At 73.0% G+C, this 15,882-nt stretch carries 19 protein-coding genes; 17 read left to right on the plus strand and 2 right to left on the minus strand.

Annotated elements, in window-relative coordinates:
- Positions 1–38: 38 nt before the first annotated feature.
- The 9 genes from AB0G32_RS17435 to AB0G32_RS17475 all read left to right on the plus strand — a co-directional run bounded on the left by AB0G32_RS17435 (position 39) and on the right by AB0G32_RS17475 (position 8,255).
- Complete coding sequence (locus AB0G32_RS17435; RefSeq protein WP_361163473.1) at positions 39–827, plus strand: aldose 1-epimerase; 789 nt, start codon at positions 39–41, stop codon at positions 825–827.
- A gap of 20 nt (positions 828–847) precedes the next feature.
- Entirely contained in the window at positions 848–1,396 is a 549-nt protein-coding gene (gene pyrE, locus AB0G32_RS17440) for an orotate phosphoribosyltransferase (RefSeq protein ID WP_361163475.1), read from the plus strand.
- 102 nt (positions 1,397–1,498) lie between these two features.
- Positions 1,499–2,530: a class II fructose-bisphosphate aldolase gene (gene fbaA, locus AB0G32_RS17445; RefSeq protein ID WP_361163477.1), complete on the plus strand. Its 1,032-nt coding sequence runs from the start codon at positions 1,499–1,501 to the stop codon at positions 2,528–2,530.
- A gap of 68 nt (positions 2,531–2,598) precedes the next feature.
- Positions 2,599–3,012 carry a DUF3151 domain-containing protein gene (locus AB0G32_RS17450; RefSeq protein ID WP_361163479.1) on the plus strand — a complete coding sequence of 138 codons (414 nt, stop codon included), beginning with the start codon at positions 2,599–2,601 and terminating at the stop codon, positions 3,010–3,012.
- Positions 3,013–3,160: 148 nt separating this feature from the next.
- Positions 3,161–3,976 carry a tryptophan 2,3-dioxygenase family protein gene (locus AB0G32_RS17455; RefSeq protein WP_361163481.1) on the plus strand — a complete coding sequence of 272 codons (816 nt, stop codon included), beginning with the start codon at positions 3,161–3,163 and terminating at the stop codon, positions 3,974–3,976.
- On the plus strand, positions 3,969–5,177 hold the full coding sequence (kynU, locus tag AB0G32_RS17460; RefSeq protein ID WP_361163483.1) for a kynureninase: 1,209 nt from the start codon (positions 3,969–3,971) through the stop codon (positions 5,175–5,177). Before AB0G32_RS17455 ends, kynU begins: the two co-directional genes overlap by 8 nt.
- A gap of 74 nt (positions 5,178–5,251) precedes the next feature.
- Positions 5,252–6,112, plus strand: coding sequence for an alpha/beta hydrolase (locus tag AB0G32_RS17465; RefSeq protein ID WP_361163485.1), 861 nt, complete (start codon positions 5,252–5,254; stop codon positions 6,110–6,112).
- 140 nt (positions 6,113–6,252) lie between these two features.
- Positions 6,253–7,593, plus strand: a complete 1,341-nt coding sequence (locus AB0G32_RS17470; protein WP_361163487.1) for a histidine kinase — start codon at positions 6,253–6,255, stop codon at positions 7,591–7,593.
- Positions 7,590–8,255 (plus strand): response regulator transcription factor, encoded by a 666-nt coding sequence (locus AB0G32_RS17475; protein WP_361163489.1) that lies wholly within the window; start codon positions 7,590–7,592, stop codon positions 8,253–8,255. The genes AB0G32_RS17470 and AB0G32_RS17475 overlap by 4 nt, the downstream gene beginning before the upstream one ends.
- On the opposite strand, the gene AB0G32_RS17480 is transcribed toward AB0G32_RS17475, so the two are convergent.
- Positions 8,225–8,533, minus strand: coding sequence for an ATP-binding protein (locus AB0G32_RS17480; protein ID WP_361163491.1), 309 nt, complete (start codon positions 8,531–8,533; stop codon positions 8,225–8,227). The two genes, AB0G32_RS17475 and AB0G32_RS17480, sit on opposite strands and share 31 nt — an antisense overlap.
- Positions 8,534–8,742: 209 nt before the next feature.
- Between AB0G32_RS17480 and AB0G32_RS17485 the strand changes: the two genes are divergently transcribed.
- From AB0G32_RS17485 to AB0G32_RS17500, 4 genes are all read left to right on the plus strand, one after another.
- The gene (locus AB0G32_RS17485; protein ID WP_361163493.1) at positions 8,743–9,594 is read left to right on the plus strand and encodes a helix-turn-helix transcriptional regulator; all 852 of its coding nucleotides are present in this window, start codon (positions 8,743–8,745) and stop codon (positions 9,592–9,594) included.
- Positions 9,594–9,779: a DUF397 domain-containing protein gene (locus tag AB0G32_RS17490; protein WP_361163495.1), complete on the plus strand. Its 186-nt coding sequence runs from the start codon at positions 9,594–9,596 to the stop codon at positions 9,777–9,779. The genes AB0G32_RS17485 and AB0G32_RS17490 overlap by 1 nt, the downstream gene beginning before the upstream one ends.
- Positions 9,776–9,961: a DUF397 domain-containing protein gene (locus AB0G32_RS17495; protein ID WP_361163497.1), complete on the plus strand. Its 186-nt coding sequence runs from the start codon at positions 9,776–9,778 to the stop codon at positions 9,959–9,961. Before AB0G32_RS17490 ends, AB0G32_RS17495 begins: the two co-directional genes overlap by 4 nt.
- A gap of 161 nt (positions 9,962–10,122) precedes the next feature.
- Positions 10,123–10,869, plus strand: coding sequence for a class I SAM-dependent methyltransferase (locus tag AB0G32_RS17500; RefSeq protein WP_361163499.1), 747 nt, complete (start codon positions 10,123–10,125; stop codon positions 10,867–10,869).
- Here AB0G32_RS17500 and AB0G32_RS17505 read toward each other — a convergent pair whose 3' ends face one another.
- The gene (locus AB0G32_RS17505) at positions 10,870–11,397 is read right to left on the minus strand and encodes an EF-hand domain-containing protein (RefSeq protein WP_361163501.1); all 528 of its coding nucleotides are present in this window, start codon (positions 11,395–11,397) and stop codon (positions 10,870–10,872) included.
- 252 nt (positions 11,398–11,649) lie between these two features.
- On the opposite strand from AB0G32_RS17505, the gene AB0G32_RS17510 reads away from it, so the two are divergent.
- From AB0G32_RS17510 to AB0G32_RS17525, 4 genes are read left to right on the plus strand one after another with little or no spacing between them, the layout of a single operon-like run.
- On the plus strand, positions 11,650–12,405 hold the full coding sequence (locus AB0G32_RS17510) for a (5-formylfuran-3-yl)methyl phosphate synthase (RefSeq protein WP_361163503.1): 756 nt from the start codon (positions 11,650–11,652) through the stop codon (positions 12,403–12,405).
- Positions 12,402–13,790: an aldehyde dehydrogenase family protein gene (locus AB0G32_RS17515; RefSeq protein WP_361163505.1), complete on the plus strand. Its 1,389-nt coding sequence runs from the start codon at positions 12,402–12,404 to the stop codon at positions 13,788–13,790. Before AB0G32_RS17510 ends, AB0G32_RS17515 begins: the two co-directional genes overlap by 4 nt.
- A 10-nt stretch (positions 13,791–13,800) precedes the next feature.
- Positions 13,801–14,904: an NAD(P)-dependent alcohol dehydrogenase gene (locus tag AB0G32_RS17520; protein WP_361163722.1), complete on the plus strand. Its 1,104-nt coding sequence runs from the start codon at positions 13,801–13,803 to the stop codon at positions 14,902–14,904.
- A complete protein-coding gene (locus AB0G32_RS17525; protein ID WP_361163507.1) occupies positions 14,901–15,797 on the plus strand; it encodes a class I SAM-dependent methyltransferase in 897 nt (298 codons plus the stop codon). Before AB0G32_RS17520 ends, AB0G32_RS17525 begins: the two co-directional genes overlap by 4 nt.
- The last annotated feature ends 85 nt before the right edge of the window (positions 15,798–15,882 follow it).

Consider the following 15,882-nt stretch of genomic DNA (forward strand, 5'->3'; position numbering starts at 1 on the left):
GCGGTCCCGGGGCCGGAGTGCCCCAGTAGGGTCGGGGCGTGAGTAACGAAGAGATCACTCTGTCCGCGGGCGACGCGCGGGTGACCGTGCGGCCCGGCAACGGCGGGCGGGTCGGCTCGCTGCGCGTCGGCGGCGTGGAACTGCTCCGCCAGGGCGACCGCTACGGCTGCTTCCCGATGGTCCCCTGGTGCGGCCGGGTCCGCGACGGCCGGTTCCGGGACGGCGCCACCGTCCACCAGATGCCGCTGAACTCCCCGCCGCACGCCATCCACGGCTTCGCCCGCGACGCCCCCTGGGCGACCGCGCGGGTCACCGAGACCGAGGCCGTCCTCACCTACGACCTCACCGACCCCTGGCCGTACACCGGCCGCGTCACCCAGCAGGTCGCCCTCGCCGCGGACGCGCTGACGCTGACCATGGCCGTGGAGACGTACGACTCGTCGTTCCCGGCGCAGCTCGGCTGGCACCCCTGGTTCAACCGGACCGTCGAGGCGAGCGCCGTCGAGATCGGCTTCGACGCCGCCTGGCAGGAGGAGCGCGGCGCCGACCACCTGCCCACCGGCAAGCGGATCGACCCGCTGCCCGGCCCCTGGGACGACTGCTTCGGCATGCCGGACGGCGTCGACGTCACCCTCACCTGGCCGCAGCGCCTGGAGCTGAAGGTGACCAGCCCGGAGCAGTGGGCCGTGATCTACGACGAGCAGGAGGCCGCCGTCTGTGTGGAGCCGCAGACCGGGCCGCCCGACGGGCTGAACACCCTCCCGCGCCTGGTCACGCCCCTGGAGCCGCTGGAGGCGACGACGACCTGGCGCTGGCGGCGGCTCTAGAGCCGTTTAACCTGGCCGGTATGAGTGACGTACGTGGCGCGCTGCTGCAGCAGATCAAGGACAAGGCCGTGGTGCACGGCAAGGTGACGCTCTCCTCCGGTCTGGAGGCGGACTACTACGTCGACCTGCGCCGCATCACCCTGGACGGCGAGGCCGCGCCGCTGGTCGGACAGGTACTCCTCGACCTGACCGAGGACCTGGAGTTCGACGCGGTCGGCGGGCTGACCATGGGCGCCGACCCGGTCGCCGCGAGCATGCTGCACGCCGCCGCCGCGCGCGGCCGGCGGCTGGACGCCTTCGTCGTCCGCAAGGCGGCCAAGGCGCACGGCCTCCAGCGCCGCGTCGAGGGCCCGGACATCGCGGGCCGCCGGGTCCTGGTCGTCGAGGACACCTCCACCACCGGCGGCTCCCCGCTGACCGCCGTCGAGGCGGTGCGCGCGGCCGGTGCCGAGGTGGTCGCGGTGGCCACCATCGTGGACCGCGCCACCGGCGCCGCCGAGAAGATCCAGGAGGGGGCGGGTGTGCCGTACCGGTTCGCCTTCTCCAAGGACGAGCTGGGCCTGGACTGAGCGGTCTGGGAAGATGGGGCCGACAATGACGTCGCCCCCAGGTCAGGGCCGTACGTACGGACGCACGACACAGCCCACCCGCACATATCAAGGAGCGGACTCATGCCCATCGCAACTCCCGAGGTCTACAACGAGATGCTGGACCGGGCGAAGGCGGGGAAGTTCGCCTACCCGGCCATCAACGTGACCTCCTCCCAGACGCTGCACGCGGCGCTGCGCGGTTTCGCGGAGGCGGAGAGCGACGGCATCGTCCAGATCTCCACCGGCGGCGCCGAGTTCCTGGGCGGCCAGCACAGCAAGGACATGGTGACCGGCGCGGTGGCGCTGGCCGAGTTCGCGCACATCGTGGCCGAGAAGTACGACGTGAACATCGCGCTGCACACCGACCACTGCCCCAAGGACAAGCTGGACGCGTACGTGCGTCCGCTGATCGCGCTCTCCGCCAAGCGCGTCGAGGCCGGTCTGAACCCGCTGTTCCAGTCCCACATGTGGGACGGCTCGGCGGAGACGCTGGCCGACAACCTCGCCATCGCCACCGAGCTGCTGGCGCAGGCCCGCGCCGCCAAGATCATCCTTGAGGTCGAGATCACCCCGACCGGCGGCGAGGAGGACGGTGTCTCGCACGAGATCAACGACTCCCTCTACACCACCGTCGACGACGCGCTGCGCACCGCGGAGGCGCTGGGCCTGGGCGAGCAGGGCCGCTACCTGCTGGCCGCCTCGTTCGGCAACGTGCACGGCGTGTACAAGCCGGGCAACGTCGTGCTCCGCCCCGACCTGCTCAAGGAGCTGAACGAGGGCGTCGCCGCGAAGTACGGCAAGCCGGCCGGCGCCCAGCCGTTCGACTTCGTCTTCCACGGCGGCTCCGGCTCCACCGCCGAGGAGATCGCCACCGCGCTGGACAACGGCGTGGTCAAGATGAACCTGGACACCGACACCCAGTACGCCTTCACGCGTCCGGTCGCCGGTCACATGTTCGCCAACTACGACGGCGTGCTGAAGATCGACGGCGAGGTCGGCAACAAGAAGACCTACGACCCGCGCACCTGGGGCAAGCTGGCCGAGGCCGGCATGGCCGCGCGCGTCGTGGAGGCCTGCGGCCACCTGCGGTCCGCCGGCACCCGCATCAAGTAACCCGGCTGGTCCCGCGGGCCCGGCACCCTCGCGGTGCCGGGCCCGCGGCATGCCGCAGACTGGACCGCATGGCCATTCACGAGAACCTGCTCGGGGGACCGCCCCCGACCCACCTGCCCGACGACCCCGAGCCGCGCGAGCTGCTGGCCGGCGGCACCTCGCCCGCCGAGGTCGCCGCCCAGTACCCGACGTCCTCGCTGGCCTGGGCGCAGCTCGCCGACGACGCCTTCGAGCGGGGCGCGGTCGTGGAGTCGTACGCGTATGCCCGCACCGGCTACCACCGGGGGCTGGACGCGCTGCGCCGCAGCGGCTGGAAGGGGCACGGTCCGGTGCCGTGGGAGCACGAGCCGAACCGCGGCTTCCTGCGCGCGCTGCACGCGCTGGGCCGGGCCGCGCAGGCGATCGGCGAGAAGGCGGAGTACGAGCGCTGCGCGCAGTTCCTGCGGGACTCCTCGCAGCAGGCGGCCGACGTCCTCGGCTGACCGCGCGCCGGTCCCCTTGGGGCCCGTCCGGACGGGCGGGCCTTGCGCGCACCTGGGACGATTGCGGAGGATGCTGGACCGGGGACCGGGGCCCCGTGCCGGTAACGGCAGGGCGGACCGCTACCCGAAGTGCCTTCAGGAGACAGCGATGTCCCACGACGCCCCGAATCTCGACTTCGCGGGCAGCACGCCGTACGAGGACTATGTCAAGGCGGACGTGCTCACCCATCTTCAGCACCCCGTCTCGGACGATCCCGGCGAGCTGGTCTTCCTGGTCACCACCCAGGTCATGGAGCTGTGGTTCACCGTCATCGTGCATGAGTGGGAGACCGCGTCCGGCGCCCTGCGCGAGGACCGGACCGACGTGGCGAAGGACGCGCTGAAGCGGTCGGTACGGGAGCTGGCGGCACTGAACGCCTCCTGGCGGCCGCTGGCCGGGCTCACCCCGGCCCAGTTCAACTCCTACCGGGACGCCCTCGGCGAGGGCTCCGGTTTCCAGTCGGCCATGTACCGCCGGCTGGAGTTCCTGCTCGGCGAGAAGTCCGCGTCCATGCTGGTCCCGCACCGCGGCACCCCGCGCGCCCACGCCGAGCTGGAGAAGGCGCTGCACGAGCCGAGCCTGTACGACGAGGCGGTCCGGCTGCTGGCCCGGCGCGGGTACGACATCCCGGAGGCCGTGCTGCGCCGCGACGTGTCCCAGCCGTACGAGCCGTCGCCCGAGGTGGAGGCCGCCTGGACGGAGGTGTACTCCGGTGACCAGAACGGCGAGCTGGCCCGGCTCGGTGAGGCGCTCAGCGATGTCGCCGAGCTGGTGTGGCGCTGGCGCAACGACCACCTGGTCGCCACCCGGCGCGCGATGGGCGCCAAGACCGGCACCGGCGGCTCCGCCGGGGTGGCCTGGCTGGAGAAGCGGGCCGGCAAGAACGTGTTCCCCGAGCTGTGGACGGCTCGGTCGTATGTCTGAGCTGCTGAGCGAGGTGCGGGAACTGGACGCGGCGGACCCGCTGGCGGGGACGCGGGAGCGGTTCGTCCTCGACGACACCGTGTACCTGGACGGCAACTCGCTGGGCGCGCTGCCCGCGCACGTGCCGGGTGCCGTCGAGGACGTCGTACGGCGGCAGTGGGGCGAGCTGCGCATCCGGTCCTGGACGGAGAGCGGCTGGTGGACCGCGCCGGAGCGGGTCGGCGACCGGATCGCCCCGCTGGTCGGGGCGGCGCCCGGGCAGGTGGTGGTGGGCGACTCCACCAGCGTCAACGTCTTCAAGGCGGTGGTGGCGGCGGTGCGGATGGCGGGGGAGGGCCGGGACGAGATCCTCGTCGACGCCAGCACCTTCCCCACCGACGGGTATGTCGCCGAGTCGGCGGCCCGGCTGACGGGGTGCGCGTTGCGGGCGGTGGCACCGGCCGAGGTGCCCGCGGCGCTCGGTGCGCGCACCGCCGCCGTGCTGCTCAACCACGTCGACTACCGCACCGGCCGGCTGCACGACCTGCCCGCGCTCACCGCCGCCGTGCACGCGGCCGGGGCGTACGCCGTGTGGGACCTGTGCCACAGCGCGGGCGCGCTGCCGGTCGGGCTGGACCGGCACGGCGTCGACCTGGCGGTGGGCTGCACCTACAAGTACCTGAACGGGGGCCCGGGTTCGCCCGCCTACCTGTACGTCCGCCGCGACCTCCAGGACCGTTTCGACTCACCGCTGCCCGGCTGGAACTCGCACGCCGAGCCGTTCGGGATGACGGCCGGGTACACCCCGGCCGCCGGTGCGGTGCGCGGGCGGGTCGGTACGCCGGACATCCTGTCGCTGCTCGCCCTGGAGGCGGCGCTGGACGTCTGGGAGGGCGTCGAAGTCGCGGCGGTCCGGGCCAAGTCGCTCGCCCTGACCGACTTCTTCCTGCGCTGCGTCGGGGAGTATCTGCCGGCCGGCCGGGTCGAGTCGCTGACCCCGGTCCCGCACGCCGAGCGGGGCAGCCAGGTGGCGCTGCGCTGCGCGGACGCCGGGGAGGTGATGAAGGCGCTGATCGGACGCGGGGTGGTCGGGGACTTCCGGGCCCCGGACGTGCTGCGGTTCGGCTTCACACCGCTGTACGTCGGATTCGCGGACGTGGAGCGGGCGGCGCGGGTGCTGGGCGAGGTCGTGACGGAGCGGGGCTGCCCTCACCCTGCGTGACAACCCCGTGTCGGTGCACGTCACGGGCCTGATAGCGTCCGGCCAACACCGTTAAACCGCTGAGAGGTTGGGGCATGCCGGACACCACTGCGGGCAACGACGCGGAGGAGAAGTCCGCCTTCTCGCATCCGGCGGTCGACCCCGACAGCAGCGCCGCGTACGGCGGCCTGCCCGACCAGGTGATCGACTTCTACGCGCCGCGCGGGCCGGGCGGTCCGGGCGGCCCGGCGCCGGTGGTGGTGGTCCTGCACGGGGGCGCCTGGCGGGCCCGGTACGACCGGCGGCACCTCAGCCCGTTCGCGAGCTTCCTCACCCACCGCGGCTTCGCCGTGGCCAATGTGGAGTACCGGCGCGGCGGCCCGGACCCGGAGGCCGCCGGGCGCTGGCCCGACACCTTCGACGACGTGGCCGCGGCCCTCGACGCGCTGCCCGCGCTGGTACGCAAGCACCTGCCGGAGGCCGATCCGCGCCGCCTGGTGCTCACCGGGCACTCGGCGGGCGGCCACCTCGCGCTGTGGGCGGCGGCCCGGCACCTGCTGCCCGCCGACGCCCCCTGGCGCACCGACCGGCCCGCGCCGCTGCGCGGTGTGGTCGCCCTCGCGCCGATCGCCGACCTCACGGTCGCCGCGCGGCTCGGCGTGTGCGTGGACGCGGTCCGCCAACTCCTCGGCGCGGACGCCCTGTTCACCGAACGGCAGCCGTACGCCGACCCCGCGCTGCTGCTGCCCACCGGCATCGCCACCACCCTCGTCCAGGGCCGTACCGACGCGACCGTGCCGCAGGAGGTCGCCGAGTCGTACGCCGACGCGGCGGCCCGGGCGGGGGAGGTGGTGGGCGTGACGCTGCTGGAGGACGTCGGCCACTTCCCGCTGATCGACCCGGCGGCGGACGCCTGCGCGGTGGTGGCGGAGGAGATCGCCCAGCTGGCCTGGTGAGGGGTGGCGCCCGGGACCGGACTGGTCCGGCCCTCGGGATACTGACCCGGGTAGTACCCGGGTAGTACTTGAGAGGGACGGGCGAGGACCGTCCTCGCAGCGGACGACGGGACGCCGGGCGTCCCCCTACGGTTCGGTATGTGACCGAGACGACCCAGACGACCCAGATACCGCCCGCGCCGGCGGGCAGCCCGGAGGTCCGGCTCGCCGCGAGCGCGCTGCGCGGGCTGCGGCAGGATCTGATCCACGACGCCTTCGCCTACCGTCCGCTGCCCCGCAGGGGCGTCGACGGCCCGCTGACCCGGCGGCTGCCGGGACGGCTGCGGGAGTACGCGGGGTGGGCGCCGCACGCCGGTCTGCTGGCCGCCGGTCTGCTGGCCATGGCCATCGCCGGCACCGAGGTCCACGGTCACAACGACCCGCGCCGGGTGCTGAACGGCGCCCTCGCCCTGATCCCGGTCCTGCTGCTTCTGGTCCGTCCGGTCGGGGCCTTCTGGTGCTCGCTGGCCGCCGCGCCGGTCAGCGTGCTGTTCGCCGAGAAGTGGGAGATGTGGCCGTGGGCGCCCGGCAGCTTCGCCTGCCACCTGATCGTGCTGACGGTGGTGGCGCTGCGCACCCGGCCGCGCACGGCGGCCTGGATGTGGGTGCTGACCGCCGTCTACAGCCTCGGCGCGGACACCCTGCTCGGCGGCGACTACTACCACTCCAACACCGGCCCGCTGCTGGTCACCACCGCCCTCGTCCTCCTCGTGGTCGCCGTCCGGCACGTCCGCCGCGAGGCCGCGCAGGAAGTCACCGCCCAGCAGACGGTGACGGCGCACGAACGCTCCCGCCGCACCCTGCTGGAGGAGCGCACCACCATCGCCCGCGAGCTGCACGACGTGGTCGCCCACCACATGTCGGTGGTCGCCATCCAGGCCGAGGCGGCGCCGTACCGGGTGGAGAACCCGCCGCCGGAGCTGGCGCGGGCCTTCGCCACGATCCGCGAGAACGCGGTGGCGGCCCTCACGGAACTCCGCCGCGTACTGGGTGTCGTCCGCGCGGAGGACTACGCGGCGCCCGACGCCCCGCAGCCCACCCTCGCCGATCTGGACGCGCTGCTGGCCAATGTGCGGGACGCGGGCCTGACGGTGGCGAAGGCGGTGACGGGCGCGGTACGCGAACTGCCGCCGGGCGTCGAGCTGTCGGCGTACCGGATCGTGCAGGAGGCGCTGAGCAATACGCTGCGGCACGCGCCGGGCGCGTCGGCCCGCGTCGAGGTTTCCTACGTACTGGGCGGCCTGGGCCTGCGGGTCGTCAACGGTCCGGTCCCCGTGGCGTCCCTGGTGAAGCCGTCCCCCGGCGCCGGGCACGGCGTCACCGGCATGCGGGAGCGGGTGTCGATGCTGAACGGCGAGATGACGGCCGGCCCGACCGACGAGGGTGGCTATGAGGTGGCGGTCTTCCTGCCGGTGTCCCTGGCGACCGAGGGCGAGTCATGACCATCCGGGTACTGATCGCCGACGACCAGATGATGGTGCGGGAGGGGTTCTCGGTCCTGCTGAACGCGATGCCGGACATCGAGGTGGCGGGGGAGGCGGTCAACGGCCGCGAGGCGGTCGAGAAGGTGCGGGAGCTGTCCCCGGACGTCGTTCTGATGGACATCCGCATGCCGGAGCTGAACGGCATCGAGGCGACGCGGGAGATCGTCGCGGCGGACGCGGCCTCGAAGGTCCTGGTCCTGACCACCTTCGACCTGGACGAGTACGTGTACCAGGCGCTGCGCGCGGGCGCGTCCGGCTTCCTGCTGAAGGACGCGTCGGCCCGCCAACTAGCCGACGGAGTACGGATGGTGGCGTCGGGGGAAGCGCTGCTCGCCCCCTCGGTCACCCGGCGCCTGATCACCGAGTTCGCCAAACTCTCCGAGGCGCCGCGCATGATGCCGGCCGCCCACGCGGCGTACGGCGACCTGACCGAGCGGGAGACGGAGGTACTGGTGCTGATCGCGCAGGGCCTGTCGAACGCGGAGATCGCCGGGCGGCTGGTGGTGGCGGAGTCGACCATCAAGACCCATGTCAGCCGCGTCCTGGTCAAACTGGGCCTGCGGGACCGCACGCAGGCGGCGGTGTTCGCCTATGAGGCGCGGTTGGTGACGCCGGGCTGACCCAGCTCGCACCAGACGTACTTGCCGCGATTGCCGAACCTGGAGAGCGGCTGCCAGCCCCAGACGTCGGAGCATGCCCGCACGAGGGCGAGCCTTCTGCCGCCCTCCGCATCGACGCCGGTCACGTCCAACTCCGCCGCCAGCAACTCCGCGACGTCGACGAGCCCGATCAGCCCGTGGACGGTGAGGATGAGCCGAAGGGTGCGGCGACTGACGGTGACGGCGCGGTGGTCGTTGGGGATGTAGAGGGAGTACTCCCACGGTTCGGTTTCGGGCATGGCTGGGCTCCGTTCGGTCAGTCCGGTGGGTGGGAGGGGGGGTGTCATTGCCGCAGCCGTCATGGCAGGACGGGGCGGTGCGCTTCCGGCGCCCCGGCGTTCCGCAGCGTGTGCGTCGCGTCACCGACGGAAGGGCAACAATTGTCGCCAAGGCAACCGCCTGGCGTAACCTGGCACTCGAAGGAATGGCGCGCCTACGAGGGGGTTGGATGCCGCTGAGAAGCCACGCCACCAAGCGACAAGTGCGTCTGGGCACCGAGCTCCGACGCCTGCGCGAGGCGGCCGGGCTGAAGGCTCGCGAGGTAGCCGCGTTGCTGAACTCGACTTCTGCCCAGATCAGCCAGATGGAGCTGGGTTTCGCGGGTGTCAGCGAAGAACGGGTGCGGCGGCTCGCGGCGCATTGCACGTGCATGGACGAGGCGTTGGTCGATGCACTTGTAGCGATGGCGACCGATCGGACGCGTGGTTGGTGGGAGGAGTACCGGGGGGTGCTGCCGCCGGCGTTCATGGACTCTGCGGAAGCCGAGCACCATGCGACCTACCTCCGGGAGATCGTCATCACCCGCGTCCCGGGGCTGCTTCAGACACCGGACTACGCGCGGGCGGTCTTCAGCTACATGAGGCCGGAGTTGCCTCGGGCGGAAGTGAACCCCAGGGTCGAACACCGGATGCGGCGGCGATCGGTCATCGAGGGGGACCATCCCACCCCGTACGAGGCGATCATCCACGAGGTCGCCCTGCGGCTACGTGTCGCTGACCGTCAGTGCTCGCGTGCGCAACTCCAGCAGATCCTGCACCTGATCGAGCAGGAGCAGGTGACCGTCCGTGTAATCCCTCTCGACCAGGACGGCTTCGCGGGATCCGGGGCGTCGATGACGTACGTGGGAGGCCCGCTGCCTCGGCTGGACACCTGCTTGCGTGACTCACCCACAGGGGTCGCGTTCATTGATGCCGAGACTCAGCTCGAACAGTTGCGGGGGCTGCTTCGCACGGTGAAGGGCGCCTCACTGGAACCTCTGGCGTCCCGCGACTTCATCCACCGATTGGCGAAGGAACTCTGATGAACTGGCGTAAGTCCACATACTCGGACGGTGGCGACGGCGACACCTGCGTCGAGATCGCGGCCCTCGCTGCCCGCATATCCGTCCGCGATTCCAAGGTCCCGGCCCGGGCCTCCCTCTCCTTCCATACGTCTGCGTTCACTGCTTTCATCGAGTCTGTGAAGCAAGGAAGGAAGACTTCGTGATCTGGCGCAAGTCCACCTACTCCGGTGGTGGCGACGGTGACGCCTGCGTCGAGATCGCAGCGTCGCCCACCCGCATACGCATCCGGGACTCCAAGATCCCGGCCCGAGCCACCCTCTCCTTCCCCGCCCCCGCCTTCGCCGCGTTCGTCGAGTCCGTGAAGGGAGGGAAGGGCGACCGGTAAATCGGTGGAGACGTCGGACCGCGCGGGCTACATTCGCCGGGTTCGAGGTCCGTACGTCGCAGAAGAGGTGTGTTTGATGACGGTTCGCGCCGCGGCGGCCGGCTCCGGTCGGCTGTCCCCCGTAAACGTCCTGACCTCATCGAACCCAAGGGACCACCACCGTGGATCTGCCACGTATCTTCACTGTCCGCGAAAGTAGCCACCGCATCCACAACCCGTTCAGCCCGGCCAAGCTCGCCACCCTCGGCGCGGCGCTGCGGCCGGCGCCCGGCACCCGGGTGCTCGACCTGGCCAGTGGGTCGGGCGAGATGCTGTGCACCTGGGCCCGGGACCACCGCGTCACCGGGACCGGCGTGGACATCAGCACGGTCTTCACCGAGCAGGCCCGGGCCCGCGCCGTCGAACTCGGGGTCGCCGACCGGGTCGGCTTCGTGCACGGCGACGCCGCCGGGTATGTCGCGGACGAGCCGGTCGATCTCGTCGCCTGCCTCGGGGCCACCTGGATCGGCGACGGACTGGCCGGCACCGTCAAGTTGCTGGCCCGCAGTCTCCGCGACGGCGGCCTGATGCTGGTCGGTGAGCCGTACTGGCGCCGGGAGGTGCCGGACGAGGAGGCCGCCAGGGCCTGCCACGCGCAGAGCAAGGACGACTTCCTGCCGCTGCCGGAGCTGGTCGAGCGGTTCGGCGGCCTCGGGTACGACGTCGTCGAGATGGTGCTGGCCGACCAGGACAGCTGGGACCGGTACCGGGCGGCGCAGTGGCTCAACCTGCGCCGCTGGCTGGACGAGCACCCCGGCGACGAACTGGCCGCCGAGGTGCGGGAGGAACTCGACACCGAGCCCGTCCGCTACACGCGGTACCAGCGGGAGTATCTCGGCTGGGGAGTCTTCGCCCTGATGCGTCGCTGATCAGGCCGCCGGGGCCAGCAGGTCCGCCGGGATGCCGCCGAGGTCGGGAGCGTAGAAGTTCCTGATCTCGGCCTCCCAGGCGGCCACCTCGATCCGGTCGGTGTCGTCCGGGCCGAGGGCCTCGAAGAGCGCCTCGATGTTGGCCGGTTCGAAGCCGACCCCGCGCAGCATGCCGGTGAACACCGGCCGGCTGACCCGGCCGCTGCCGTCCAGGTCGCCGAGCCGGGCGAAGCCGGCCGCGAACTCGGCGACCGCCTCGTCGAAGCGCTCCGGCGACAGCACGCACGCCTGGAACTCGTCGTAGCTGATCCGGCCGTCGCCGTCGGCGTCGAGCGCGCCGACGAGGGTGTTCCAGTAGTGCGTGAAGCCGGCCCGCATGGCCTGCTGCTGCGCCTCGCCGGCGCCGGGCGCGGCCGCGGCGACCCGGTTGCTCATCAGGTCGAAGTCGGCGGACTCCAGCACCCCGTTGCCATCGGCGTCGAACAGGGTGAACACGAGCCGCACCCGGTTGACCGCTTCGTCACGCATGGTTTCCCACCTTTCGTCAGGACCTTTCGTCAGGACAGATCGCGCTGTCACTGTGCGGGCTGCGGAAACCGGTGTCCCGGGGAAGCCCGGCCGGTCAACGGAAAGAGTGAACCTGGCGTCGCTGCCGCATGGAACCGGCGCGCACGGCGCACTGGGCACACCGGCAACGCCCCGTTCGGTCCCCGCACGCCCTACCGGCGGTCCTGGCCCCCCTCAATGATGAGCGGACCGCGAGAATTCCAAGGAGGCCGCGTGCTGCTTCTCATCTCACCGGACGGCGTCGAGGAGGCCCTCGACTGCGCGAAGGCGGCCGAGCATCTCGACATCGTGGACGTCAAGAAGCCCGACGAGGGCTCGCTCGGCGCGAACTTCCCGTGGGTGATCCGGGAGATCCGCGACGCGGTCCCGGCGGACAAGCCGGTGTCCGCGACCGTGGGGGACGTGCCGTACAAGCCCGGCACGGTGGCCCAGGCCGCGCTCGGCGCGGTGGTCTCCGGAGCCACCTACATCAAGGTCGGGCTCTACGGCTGCACCACCCCCGACCAGGCCGTCGACGTGATGCGCGGAGTCGTCCGGGCGGTGAAGGACCACCGGCCGGACGCCTTCGTCGTCGCCTCGGGATACGCCGACGCGCACCGGATCGGCTGCGTCAACCCGCTCGCCCTGCCCGACATCGCCCGCCGCTCCGGTTCGGACGCGGCCATGCTGGACACCGCGGTCAAGGACGGGACCGGGCTGTTCGACCACGTGCCGCCGGACATCTGCGCGGAGTTCGTGGGGCGGGCGCACGACGCCGGCCTGCTCGCCGCCCTCGCGGGCAGCGTGAAGGTGGCCGACCTCGGCGCGCTGACCCGGATCGGCACGGACATCGTGGGGGTGCGGGGCGCGGTCTGCGAGGGCGGCGACCGCACCGCCGGGCGGATCCGGCCGCACCTGGTGGCCGCGTTCCGCGCGGAGCTGGACCGGCACGCCGGGGAGCGGGCGGCGGCCGCGGTCACCCCGGCATGACCACAGGACAGCCCCGGAACTGCGGCCTGGCCGTCGTCGACCCGGCCACCGGCGAGACCTTCGACGAGGCCCCCGACCAGCACCCCGACGAGCTGGACGCCGTCGTCGGCCGGGCGCACGCGGCCTGGCGCGGCTGGCGGACCGACCCCGCCGCCCGGAGCGCCGCACTGCGCGCCGCCGCCGACGCCGTGGCGGCGGCCGGCCCGGAGCTCGCCCCGCTGCTCACCCGGGAACAGGGCAAACCGCTGGCCGAGTCGTACCTCGAGGTCGACCGCACGGCGGCCCGGCTGCGCTACTTCGCCGAACTGGCCCCACGGCCGCGGACCATCACGGACGGCAGACCCGTGCACAGCGAGATCCGCTGGCGGCCGCTCGGGCCGGTGGCCGGGATCGTCCCGTGGAACTTCCCGCTCCAGCTCGCGGCCGCGAAGTTCGCGCCCGCCCTCGCGGCCGGCAACACGATGGTGCTCAAGCCGTCCCCGTACACCCCGCTGGCCACCCGGCTGCTGGTGTCCGTCGTGGCCGGCGCGCTGCCCGCGGACGTACTGACGGTCGTCACCGGCCGCGAACCGCTCGGCGCCCGGCTCGCCTCCCACCCGGGCATCCGGCACGTGACCTTCACCGGTTCCGGACCCACCGGGCGGGCCGTGGCGCGCGGCGCGGCGGACTCGCTGGCCCGCGTCACCCTGGAGCTGGGCGGCAACGACGCGGCCGTCCTGCTGGCCGACGTGGCGGTGGAGCGGATCGCGGACCGGCTGTTCTGGGCCGCCTACCGCAACTGCGGGCAGGTCTGCATGGCCGTCAAGCGCGTCTACGCCCCGGCCGGGCGGTACGCCGAGGTGGTCGAGGCCCTCGCGGAGCGGGCGAAGAGCGTCGTGGTCGGGGCCGGCCTCGATCCGGGTACGGAGCTGGGGCCGGTCAACAACGCCGCCCAGCTGGCCCGGGTGGCGCAGTGCACGGCGCGGGCGCTGGCGGACGGCGCGCGGGCGGCCGCCGGCGGGCACCGGCTGGACCGGCCGGGCTACTTCTTCGCGCCGACCGTCCTCGCGGACGTACCCGCGCACAGCGCGGTGGTGACGCGGGAGCAGTTCGGGCCGGTGCTGCCGGTGCTGCCGTACACGGATCTCGACGCGGCCGTCGACGCGGCCAACGGCACCGGGTTCGGGCTGGGCGGCTCGGTGTGGGGGACCGACCTGGACCGGGCCGAGGAGGTCGCCGGCCGGCTGGAGTGCGGCACGGCGTGGATCAACCACCACGCCGAACTCTCCCTCGCCCAGCCCTTCGCCGGTGTCAAGGAGAGCGGCGTCGGGGTCGCGGGCGGGCCGTGGGGGCTGTACGGCAACCTCCGGCCGTTCGTCGTGCACCGTCCCCGGCCGGAGGCGTGAGGGCGTGGCGCTGCGGTTCGACGCGGCGGTACTGCGCGGGTACGACGCCGAGTTCGGCGTAGAGGAGGTGCTGCTGCACTCGGGGCCGGCCGCCGACGAGGTGCTGGTCGAGATCGCCGGCTGCGGGATGTGCCGGACCGATCTCGCGGTCCGGCGTTCGGCGGGCCGCTCCCCGCTGCCGGCGGTGCTCGGGCACGAGGGCGCCGGCGTGGTGGTGGCGACCGGCGGCCCGGACACCGGCCTGGGCGACGGCGACCACGTGGTCCTGAGCTTCGACTCCTGCGGCCGCTGCCGCAACTGCCTGGACGCCGCCCCCGCCTACTGCGACACCTTCACCCAGCTCAACCTCTTCGGGGGGCGCGCGGAGCACGCCGCCCGGTTCACCGACGCGGCGGGCGGCGCGTTGGCGCCCCGGTGGTTCGGCCAGTCCGCGTTCGCCCGGTACGCGGTGGTGCCGGCCCGCAACGCCGTACGGGTCGACCCCGCGCTGCCGCTCGAACTGCTCGGGCCGCTCGGCTGCGGGTTCCTCACCGGCGCCGGCGCGGTCCTCAACTCCTTCGGCGCCGGACCCGGTGACACCCTCGTGGTGCTCGGCGCGGGCGCGGTCGGACTGGCCGCGGTGATGGCGGCGACCGCCGCGGGCGTGCTGAGCGTGGCCGTCGACCGGCACCCGGAACGGCTCGCCCTGGCCGAACGGTTCGGTGCGACGCCGCTGCCCGCCGCCGCGCCCGACCTGCCCGGCCGCGTCCGGCGGCTGACCGACGGCGGCGCGGGCTACGCGCTGGACACCACCGCCTCCGCCCGGCTGATCAACGACGCGCTCCGCGCGCTGCGCCCCACCGGTCACCTCGGTCTGGTGGCCCGGCTGGGCACCGCGCTGCCGCTGGAGCCGGGGGCGCTGGACCGGGGCCGGCGGATCTCCCACATCTGCGAGGGGGACGCGGTGCCGGGGCTGCTGATCCCGCGGCTGACCGGGCTGTGGCGGGCCGGACTGTTCCCGTTCGACGAGCTGATCCGGACGTATCCGCTGGCCGCCGTCAACGAGGCCGAACGCGACTGCGAAGCGGGCCGCGTGGTCAAACCTGTACTGATTCCGGAAGGAAAGAGCCGATGAGCACAACGCGTGAGACACCGGAGGAGGGCGTGGACGGCGGGGTGGGGGTGACCGCGCTGCTGGTCGCCGCCGCCCGGGCGATCGAGACGCACCGCCCCGACGCGCTGGCCCGGGACGGCTACGCGGAGCACTTCGTGCGCGCCGCCGCGGGCTGTGCCGGCTGGCCGGTCCGCCCGGACCAGGTCCCGGACGGGGACGCGGACCCGTTGTGGGGACGGTTCGCGCGGTACTTCGGGCTGCGCACGCGGGTCCTCGACGACTTCCTGCTCCGCGCCGTGCACACGGGTGACGCCCGCCAAGTCGTGCTGCTGGGAGCCGGGCTGGACACCCGGGCCCTGCGGCTGGACTGGCCCGCCGGGTGCGTGGTCTTCGAGATCGACCGGGCCGGAGTACTGGCGTTCAAGCACCGGGTGCTCGACGGACTGCCGGCCGCCCCGAGAGCCGCGCGCGTGCCGGTGCCGGTGGATCTGCGCGCCGACTGGGTCGGAGCGCTCGCCGGGGCCGGGTTCGACCCGGCCGCGCCGAGCGTCTGGCTGGCCGAGGGGCTGCTGTTCTACCTGTCGCCCGCCGCCGAGACGGGTCTCATCGACAGCGTGGACCGGCTGAGCGCCGCGGGCAGCGCGCTGGCGTACGAGGTGAAGCTCGACAAGGACCTGCTGGCCCACCGCGACAGCCCGCTCTACACCGCGACGGCCCGGCAGCTCGGCATCGACCTGCTCGGCCTGTTCGACCGGGAGCCGCGGCCCGACTCCCGCGGTGACCTGGTGGCCAGGGGCTGGTCCACCTCGGTGCACACCCCCTACGAGTTCACCCGCCGGCACGGCCGCGGCCCGCTGCCGGAGGAGAACGACGCGCTGGGCGGCAACCGGTGGGTGTTCGCGGACAAGCCCTGACCGAGCCCTGACCGAGCCCTGACCGAGCCCTGACCGAGCCCTGACCAAGACCCGGCCAAGCCCCTGACCACCGTCTGAAGGATGC

Origin of the sequence: Streptomyces sp. NPDC023723, assembly GCF_040639815.1 — a bacterium.
Taxonomy (GTDB): Bacteria; Actinomycetota; Actinomycetes; order Streptomycetales; family Streptomycetaceae; genus Streptomyces.